The organism is Mesotoga sp. Brook.08.105.5.1, from assembly GCF_002752635.1.
Classification (GTDB): Bacteria; Thermotogota; Thermotogae; order Petrotogales; family Kosmotogaceae; genus Mesotoga.
The window spans coordinates 25339-31632 of record NZ_AYTW01000003.1 but is presented as its reverse complement, the minus strand read 5'-3'; the positions used below and the strand labels follow the sequence as shown (position 1 = coordinate 31632).

6 protein-coding genes are annotated in these 6294 nt (G+C 47.1%); 5 read left to right on the top strand and 1 reads right to left on the bottom strand.

The features are described 5' to 3' along the window. Window positions 1-158: 158 nt before the first annotated feature. Window positions 159-1094, bottom strand: a complete 936-nt coding sequence (locus V512_RS01075; RefSeq protein ID WP_099828617.1) for an alpha/beta hydrolase family protein — start codon at window positions 1092-1094, stop codon at window positions 159-161. 66 nt (window positions 1095-1160) lie between these two features. Here V512_RS01075 and V512_RS01070 point away from each other — a divergent pair, with 66 nt between their 5' ends. The 5 genes from V512_RS01070 (at window position 1161) to V512_RS01050 (ending at window position 6231) form a co-directional block, all read left to right on the top strand. Beyond that, window positions 1161-2342 carry a DUF401 family protein gene (locus V512_RS01070; RefSeq protein WP_099828616.1) on the top strand — a complete coding sequence of 394 codons (1182 nt, stop codon included), beginning with the start codon at window positions 1161-1163 and terminating at the stop codon, window positions 2340-2342. A gap of 70 nt (window positions 2343-2412) precedes the next feature. Next, window positions 2413-3540, top strand: coding sequence for an ABC transporter ATP-binding protein (locus V512_RS01065; RefSeq protein WP_099828615.1), 1128 nt, complete (start codon window positions 2413-2415; stop codon window positions 3538-3540). Next, window positions 3530-4414, top strand: a complete 885-nt coding sequence (locus V512_RS01060) for an ABC transporter permease (RefSeq protein WP_099828614.1) — start codon at window positions 3530-3532, stop codon at window positions 4412-4414. Before V512_RS01065 ends, V512_RS01060 begins: the two co-directional genes overlap by 11 nt. After that, window positions 4414-5202: an ABC transporter permease subunit gene (locus V512_RS01055; RefSeq protein ID WP_099828613.1), complete on the top strand. Its 789-nt coding sequence runs from the start codon at window positions 4414-4416 to the stop codon at window positions 5200-5202. Before V512_RS01060 ends, V512_RS01055 begins: the two co-directional genes overlap by 1 nt. Window positions 5203-5205: 3 nt before the next feature. Beyond that, window positions 5206-6231 (top strand): extracellular solute-binding protein, encoded by a 1026-nt coding sequence (locus tag V512_RS01050; protein WP_347708247.1) that lies wholly within the window; start codon window positions 5206-5208, stop codon window positions 6229-6231. Window positions 6232-6294 lie beyond the last annotated feature (63 nt).

Genomic DNA, 6294 nt, shown 5'->3' with positions numbered 1-6294 from the left:
CCCCCCCGGGGGCAAAGCCCCCAGCATCTTTCCCCGGATGCCCTTCCCGGCCTTCCTTCCCCCCCCCCGCCGCCCCCCCTTCCCGGCGGAGCCAACCTTTCCTTCTTTTCCCCCTTTTCCCACCCCCCAATCCCCCTCCCCCCCCCCCGCCCCGGTTTTCACAAAACATTCTTTCCTTTACATTTTCCTTCGAAGAAATCTATTGATCTTTTCAGAATCGTCTTCTTGAGGAGTATTGAGGTCAAATGGCCTGTAGGCATCCATCGGAGTGTCGAATTTGGTATCCTCTCTGAGAGTTCCTTTGTGGAGCGTCTGGGGACGAAAATGTCGAAGAGGGCACCGTTTATGAGAGTCGGACACTTGACAAACTTCGCGAATGTCAGTGGGTCGTACTCAAAGCAGGATATTGGAGCACTACCGATTTCCAGCTCGGGGCCCTCCAAGGAACGGATGTATCTCTCATAATCTTCACCATGCAGTTTCTTGCATTTCTCCTTGTTGCAGGACCCGTCCTCTTCGTATTTGACTCTCATCACACCTGTCACGAAGCTCTTCCAGGTTATGTGGTAGAAATTCCCGCCCGTGACGACGAGCGAGAGTGCGCAGATCGACCTGTCGAGTGCCGCCGTTATGACAGATATAAACCCTCCGAAGCTGTATCCCATCAGAAAGTAAGGTGGAGGGCACTCCCATTTGAGGTAATTCAAACATGTAAGACCGTCAACAACCGCGTTTTCAAAACGCTCCCTAAGAACATCTGTTCTAGGATCGAGAAACAGCTCTCCCGATCTGTAGCCTATGGGGGTTCTTTCGAAATGATAGGGAAGTATCATCATAGCACCGGCATAACCCGTCTTCGCAAGGTTTTCGGGAAACCACCTCAGGTAATCGAGGTTCTTTTCCCCCCTTCCATGAAAGAAGAGAACAGTCCCCTTTCTTCCTCCTTTGTAAAGGTATAGAGGGAGATCTCCGTTCTCTGAAAAGCCACTCGGATAGTTGGACTTCAGAATTATTCTCGAGCCTTTATCGCTATCGGATCTCTCTATTATTTCTGGATGATCGGAATAACGTCTTGCAAAAACCACATTCTCCATTTACTTCTACCTCAACAAAATTATATAATAATTCGATAAGCTAACCTGTACCCTTGGGAGGAATCAATGAACACTCTAGCAGTTGCAGTAGCTATCGTTGTCTTAATTGTATCTCTAAAGATCCTCAAAGACATTTCCTTGTCGCTTTTGATCTCGGTCATTGGTCTTGGTATTGTGCTAATGATCTCCCCGACAAACTATCTTAGCGCGTTCGTTGAAGAGATTACAGACTGGGAATTCTGGAAGGTTATCATTACAGTCTTCTCGATTTATCTCATGGGAGAAACAATGGACAAGAGTGGCAACTCTTCAAGGTTTGTGAAAGCCGTTGAAAGGCTTTTCCCCGAGCCGAGAGTCTCGATAGCCCTTATGCCGGCAATAATCGGTCTTCTTCCAATGCCTGGAGGGGCGATGTTTTCTGCTCCAATGGTGAAAGATCTGGCAAGGGCCGATCCCACGATTTCCAATGAAGACGGACTAGTGTTCAATTACTGGTTCAGACACGCGATGGAGTTCTTCTGGCCGCTCTATCCAGCCCTCGTAATTGCCTCGGGGATATCTAGAATCAGTTTGAACACACTGGTAATATGGCTAATGCCCATTGGAGCCGTTGCGCTTGTTGCGGGCTATCTACTTATGATTCGCAAACCTATTAGAATCCGTTACAGCCATTTCGCGATGAGAGAGCTTATTATCAGCGCGTGGCCGATTATCGCCGTGATCGTGCTTGTAATTCTCAATCAGCCAGGGTGGCTGGCAGTTCTGGGAACCTCGATAGTATATATGCTTATAAACAAAAACAAGAAGAAGGTTCTCGTTTCTTCTTTGAAATACAAGACTTTCATTCTTCTTCTAACAGTATTCTTCTACAAGAACCTCGTTGAGACAGTCGGGATTCCACAATCTATGGGTTCGGAACTTACGGCCTGGTCGATTGCACCGCTGACTCTCGTAGTACTTCTGCCCTTTCTCATGGGATTCATGACTGGGGTAACTCAGGCCGGCGTCGGACTCAGTCTTCCACTGATTCTAAGTATGGGCAACGGTTATGGTACACTCTCTACAACGATTCTCGCCTACACTTTTGCAGTTGTGGGAGTTCTTGTTTCACCAGTCCATCTCTGCCTAGTATTGACGAGCGAATACTTCAAGGTAGAGTATCCAAGAATTGTGAGGAGAATTGCCGTTGCCACTTTGCTATCAATAACGGCAAGTGTAGTTGTCTTTGTACTCCTTAAGTCAACTTGAATTAACACAATTCCGGAGCTTTGTAGGGTATACTGTTACTTGCTTCAAAGATGACTGGAGGTGAGAATAGTTGAAAGAATACTCCGTTGTCCTATCGAACGTGACGAAGGTCTTCGATAACTCCTTTACAGCTGTGGACAACGTTTCTCTTAAGATAGAACAGGGTGAGTTCTTCTCTCTTCTTGGGCCCTCCGGTTGCGGAAAGACAACTATTCTAAGAATGATAGCCGGGTTTGAGGACCCTACCTCTGGCAATATAACTCTCAATGGCAAGAACATAATTGGAACTCCTCCCAACGAACGAGAAGTAAATACCGTCTTTCAAAATTACGCACTCTTTCCTCATTTGAGTGTTTTTGAGAACATAGCCTTCAGCCTGAGACTCAGGAAGGAACCCGAGAATGAAATCCGGCGCAAGGTTAAGGAAATGATAGATCTTACCCGCCTCAACGGACACGTTGAAAAGATGCCCTCACAGCTCTCCGGAGGTCAGAAACAACGCGTGGCGATCGCAAGAGCCCTTGTGGGAAACCCTGCCGTGTTGCTGCTTGATGAACCTCTCGCCGCACTGGACGCAAAGCTTAGACAGCACATGCTCGTTGAGCTTGACACGATACATGATGAAGTGGGGATCACCTTTATATATGTGACTCATGATCAGAGCGAAGCCATGTCGATTTCCGACCATGTGGCCGTGATGAACGATGGAGAGATTATTCAGCTGGGGACTCCCTTCGAAGTCTACGAGAGCCCGGTGAATGCTTTTGTTGCTAATTTCATTGGAGAGACGAATTTCTTCACCGGGAACGTCGAGAAAGTAGAATCCGAATACTTCCTGCTGGTTACCGAGAGATTCGGAAAAGTCTGGTTCTACAAGGATATGGAAGTAAGAGAGGGGCAGGAAATACAGGTCTCATTGAGGCCCGAGAAGGTGAAGATTACAAAGGACAAACCCGTTGTCCCCGAAGGAGCCAAGCTCAACGTCTTGAAGGGAGTGGTCGACGAGACCATTTATCTTGGAAACCAGACGAAGTACACCGTAGCTATCGGCGAATACTATATGAAAGCGTTCAAGCAGCATGTTAGATATCTGCTAGACGAAGTCATCATCTCCTGGAAAGATGATGTTTTTGTCTGGTGGTTCGCAGATGATAGCTACGTTCTCAGGGAAACGGGTGGTGTTCCAGTTGAAGAGTAATCGGAATCTGGCCGGATTCCTCGTTTCGATGCCTGGAGTTCTCTGGTTGACGGTTTTCTTTCTGATACCATATTTCATCATCATACTGTACAGTTTCCTGACGTCGGGAATATATGGTGGAGTGGAGCTTCCATTCACTTTGGAAAGCTACACTCGGATGCTGGGTAACGCGGGGTACTGGCAGATACTTTGGAAGACTGTTTGGATTTCTCTGGTTGCCACCGTGATTTGCCTGGGAATCGGTTTGCCCACTGCCTACTTCATAGCGACATCGAAGAGAAGCAACCTCTACCTCACTCTTGTTATCGTTCCTTTCTGGACCAACTTCCTCGTAAGGATATTCGGCTGGATGGTCATTCTGGGCAGAAACGGGGTTATTAACTCTTTTCTGCAGCTGCTCGGTCTTGAAGAGCCTCTTACTCTAATGTATACAACAGGGGCGGTGATCCTTGTCATAGTGTATATGTATCTCCCCTATATGATTCTTCCTCTTTATAGTGCAATAGAGAAGTTCGACTTCCGGCTTATTGAGGCTGCAATGGATCTAGGAGCGAAGAGAACCGAGGCCATCTTCAAGGTTCTTATTCCTTCCATTAGAGGAGGCATTATTGCGGGAATCATTCTAGTTTTCATTCCCGCTCTCGGCTCATACGCGATTCCCGATCTGGTCGGCGGAACGGATGGAGCTATGCTCGGAAACCTTATTGCAAGACAGCTTACTGTGGCAAGAGACTGGCCGTCTTCCTCGGCGATCTCAATGATCTTCCTGCTGATATCTACGTTGGGCCTGCTGGTCTACATGAGAATAAACAAGGTACAGAATAAGAGGCGGCTTACGATCCGCGAAAACTATATGAGAGAGGAAGAGATCTGATGGAGACAAAGAAGGTTATTGGAAGACGCAGATTCTCCATGACGATCACAACGCTGGCCTTCGTCTTTCTCTATTTGCCGATCGTGGCACTTATTGTACTCTCTTTCAACAGCGCAAGACAGGGAGTTACTTGGACGGGCTTCACCCTGAAGTGGTATTCCGAGTTGTTCAGACAGGCCGATGTCTGGAGGGCATTTCTCAATACAGTAATAATCGCATTGACCTCTTCTCTGGCCGCCACAGCGATAGGAACGTTCTCAGCTATGGCTCTCTACTGGTATCAGTCAAGGCTGAAAGGTTATCTGGGCATTCTTGTGTACACGCCTCTGATAATCCCGGACATTTTGATGGGAGTCTCGATGCTGATCTTCTTCGTCGCCGTCGGCGTTCCTCTTGGCCTTTTTACGATCTTCGTGGCACACGTTACTTTCTGTGTCTCTTACGTTACCGTAACGGTTATGACCAGACTTGAAGACTTCGACTATTCTGTGGTTGAAGCTGCAAGAGATCTTGGAGCCAAAACCCATGAGGTCTTCAGAAAAGTGATCGTTCCAATTATCATGCCTGGAATCATCGCCGGCTTCCTGCTCAGTCTCACTCTGTCAATAGACGACTTCGTAATAACATTCTTCGTCGCCGGCCCGGGATCTACAACACTGCCTTTAAAGATCTATTCAATGATTAAGTTCGGGGTCTCCCCGGTAATAAACGCGCTTTCCACACTGCTTCTGGTTGGTACTATGTTTATTTCCTTCTTTGGAAGCAGATTCAGAAAGCTAATCTTCTAGGAGGTGGGATTATTGATTAAGAGATTTACCATTACAGCTGTTGTGCTTCTGGTTGCCGCGCTGATGCTAGGTCAGGGAAATCTGATCATCTACGGCTGGTCGGATTACATACCAGATGAGGTTATCGAGGTTTTCTCTCAGGAGTACGGCATTAGAGTGACTTATGACACTTACGATTCAAATGAGACGATGTTTGCAAAGCTCAAAGCAGGTGCCCGCGGCTACGATCTTGCTATGCCTTCAGCCGATTACACAAGCATAATGATCAAGGAAGAGATGCTGCTCACGATAGACAAGTCGCTGGTTCCCAATCTTGCGAATATTGATCCCAATGTCATAGAAAAGATGTATTACGACCCTAACAACAACTTCAGCATCCCCTATATGGTAGGAACAACGGGAATTGCAGTCAATACGAAGTACATCAAGAGTTATCCGAGGTCGTGGAAGATCTTCGAACTGCCTCAACTCCAGGGAAAGATGACAATGCTCGACGACATGAGAGAGGTCTTTGGGGCCGCCTTGAAGTATCTCGGATACTCGGTCAACACGACCGATGTCAATGAGCTTCAGGAAGCAAAGAACCTAATCCTGAACTGGAAGAGAAATATCGCCAAGTTTGATAACGAGCTCTTTGCCAAAGGAATAATCTCCGGCGAGTTCTGGGTAGTCCACGGATACGGAGAAAACATCTTCTATGAGGCAACCGAAGAAGAGCTTAAGGACATCGATTTCTTCATTCCCTTTGAGGGCAGTACGATGTGGATCGACAGTTTCGTTATTCTAAAAGGCTCGAATAACGTTGAGAACGCTCATCTGTTCATAAACTTCATTCTGAGACCCGAGATAGCGGCTATGATCTCAGACTATCTACTTCTTCCCTCTCCAAACGTGCCTGCTAGAGAGCTTATGGAGGAAGAGCCCGTCTATACCTTTGAAGAAATGGAAAACACCGAATTGATCAAAGATCTCGGGCCGGACCTTAGACTTTACAACACTCTGTGGAACGAGATTCGTTTCGGTCTCTAGTGTGGATACTCTGAAGATTCTTTGAGCTTTACAGAAGTGGCGCATCTCCTTTTCAGAGAGATG